The organism is Candidatus Symbiopectobacterium sp. (assembly GCF_020054415.1).
Classification (GTDB): Bacteria; Pseudomonadota; Gammaproteobacteria; order Enterobacterales; family Enterobacteriaceae; genus Symbiopectobacterium.
This window is the reverse complement of record NZ_JAHWCO010000046.1, coordinates 1-2,472: the sequence shown is the minus strand read 5'-3', so window position 1 is coordinate 2,472 and position 2,472 is coordinate 1. Positions and strand designations below refer to the sequence as shown.

Genomic DNA, 2,472 nt, shown 5'->3' with positions numbered 1-2,472 from the left:
GGCGTGTCATAACAGCATTATTCCCTATTATTCAACAAAGCCCGTTCAGTAGTGTTTTTTTCCGTCCATGCAGCAATGGCTGATTCATCTAGCCATACGGTTAGAGAACCGCGCTGCTTGAGGGCCTTGTTATAAGAGGGCAAGTTGGTGATTTTAAAATTTTCTTTTGCCATGGAGACCTGATTTTGAAACAACTGTGGTGATCTGCTCCGATGATTACCCAAAAGTTCTATTTATTCAACAAAGCCACGAAGAATGGCTTAAAAGATCAAGCCGTAATTCAAAAAAAACCCCGCACCGTAAGGTCGGGGGTTTTTTGTTGGGCGGTAAAAACTACAGAAGGGAGTGGAGCATGTCTTACAGCATAAAATCCTGTTTCTCCCCGGCAGCGTCGGGGAAATAAACTATGAATGGTGCTCAATGGGTGGTGCAAGCGTTGCGGGCGCAAGGTGTCGATACCGTTTTTGGTTATCCGGGTGGCGCGATCGTGCCGGTTTACGATGCACTCTACGACGGCGGCGTTGAGCACCTGTTGTGCCGTCATGAACAAGGCGCTGCCATGGCGGCGCTCGGTTATGCCCGCGCGACCGGTAAGGTAGGCGTGTGTATCGCCACCTCAGGCACCGGTGCCACTAACCTGATCACCGGGTTGGCGGATGCGCTGCTGGATTCTGTGCCGGTCGTGGCGATTACTGGTCAGGTGGCTTCACCGCTGATCGGTACTGATGCCTTTCAGGAAATCGACGTGCTGGGCCTGTCGCTGGCCTGCACCAAACACAGCTTCTTGGTGGATTCGCTGGAGTCGCTGCTGGAGATTATGGCAGAAGCCTTCGCCATCGCCAGCAGCGGTCGTCCCGGCCCGGTGCTGGTGGATATCCCTAAAGACATTCAGTTGGCCACCAGTGAGATTGCCCCGCAGTTTACGCCAGTCGATGATAGCCAGCCGAATTTCCCCGAGCAGGCCATCGAACAAGCGCGTGCCATGCTGGCGGCGGCAAAAAAAACCGATGTTATACGCTGGCGGCGGTGTGGGTATGGCGCAGGCGGTGCCTGCTCTGCGTGCGTTCATTGCTGAGACGGGCATTCCCTCCGTCGTTACGCTGAAAGGATTGTGTGCCGTTGATGCCGAGCATCCGCACTACCTCTGTATGTTGGGCATGCACGGCACCAAAGCGGCCAACCTGTCGGTGCAGGCGTGTGATTTGCTGATTGCCGTCGGTGCGCGTTTTGACGATCGCGTGACGGGTAAACTGAATGCGTTTGCGCTTCATGCAGCGGTTATCCATCTGGATATCGATCCGGCAGAGCTGAGTAAATTGCGTCAGGCCAACGTGGCGCTGCCGGGGGATTTGAACACGCTGTTGCCTGCATTGGCTCAGCCGCTGACGATTGACGCCTGGCGTCAAGAGGTGGCGGCGCTGAAAGCCGAATACCCGTGGCGTTACGATCATCCGGGTGAAGCCATCTATGCGCCCACGCTGTTAAAAACCCTGTATGAGCGCAAACCGGCAGAAACCGTGATCACCACCGATGTCGGCCAGCACCAGATGTGGAACGCACAGCACATGAGTTTTTCCCGTCCGGAAAATTTCATCACCTCCAGCGGGTTAGGCACCATGGGCTTTTGTCTGCCAGCGGCAGTCGGCGCGCAGGTAGCCCGCCCTGAAGATACCGTGGTGTGTATTTCCGGTGACTGCTCTTTCATTATGAACGTACAAGAGCTGGGCACCATCAAACGAAAACAGCTGCCGATAAAAATCGTGCTGCTGGATAACCAACGGTTAGGCATGGTTCGACAGTGGCAGCAGTTGTTCTTCCATGAACGTTATAGCGAAACCAACCTCTCCGATAACCCCGATTCTCTGACCCTGGCAAGCGCATTTGCTATTCCAGGGCAACGCATAACCCGAAAAGATCAGGTCGATGCCGCGCTGGATACCCTGTTGAGCAGTGATGGGCCGTATTTGCTGCATGTCTCTATCGATGAACTGTAAAACGTCTGGCCGCTGGTTCCACAGGGTGCCGGGAACGAAACCATGCTGGAACGTACCGAATAATGGCAGGAGAACAGAGAATGACGCACCATCAACTTTCCATACAGGCTCGCTTTCGTCCCGAAATGCTGGAGCGCGTGTTGCGCGTGGTACGCCACCGCGGTTTCCGGGTGTGTACCATGAACATGATGACGGCCGCCAACCCGGACCACATCAATATCGAATTGACCGTTGCCAGCCAACGGCCGGTGGATTTATTGTCAACACAGTTAAGCAAGCTGCTTGATATCGCTTGTGTTGAAATACAACCCCACACATCACAACAAATACGTGCCTTAAGGGGCTTTGTTGAATAAATAGAACTTTTGGGTAATCATCGGAGCAGATCACCACAGTTGTTTCAAAATCAGGTCTCCATGGCAAAACAAAATTTTAAAATCACCAACTGGCCCTCTTATAACAAGGCCCTCAAGCAGCG

The 2,472-nt window shown here is 53.5% G+C and carries 2 protein-coding genes and 2 pseudogenes; 3 read left to right on the top strand and 1 reads right to left on the bottom strand.

Features of this window, described 5'->3' with window-relative positions:
• Positions 1-59 precede the first annotated feature (59 nt).
• A pseudogene (locus QZ506_RS01585) lies at positions 60-173 on the bottom strand (IS5/IS1182 family transposase); the annotation flags it as partial.
• Positions 174-196: 23 nt separating this feature from the next.
• Between QZ506_RS01585 and QZ506_RS01580 the strand changes: the two are divergent.
• The 3 genes and pseudogenes from QZ506_RS01580 to ilvM all read left to right on the top strand — a co-directional run bounded on the left by QZ506_RS01580 (position 197) and on the right by ilvM (position 2,350).
• Complete coding sequence (locus QZ506_RS01580) at positions 197-403, top strand: hypothetical protein (RefSeq protein WP_291968588.1); 207 nt, start codon at positions 197-199, stop codon at positions 401-403.
• A gap of 3 nt (positions 404-406) precedes the next feature.
• Positions 407-2,057, top strand: a pseudogene (gene ilvG, locus QZ506_RS01575) (acetolactate synthase 2 catalytic subunit).
• Between the two features lie 17 nt (positions 2,058-2,074).
• Positions 2,075-2,350, top strand: a complete 276-nt coding sequence (gene ilvM, locus QZ506_RS01570; protein WP_291968586.1) for an acetolactate synthase 2 small subunit — start codon at positions 2,075-2,077, stop codon at positions 2,348-2,350.
• Positions 2,351-2,472 lie beyond the last annotated feature (122 nt).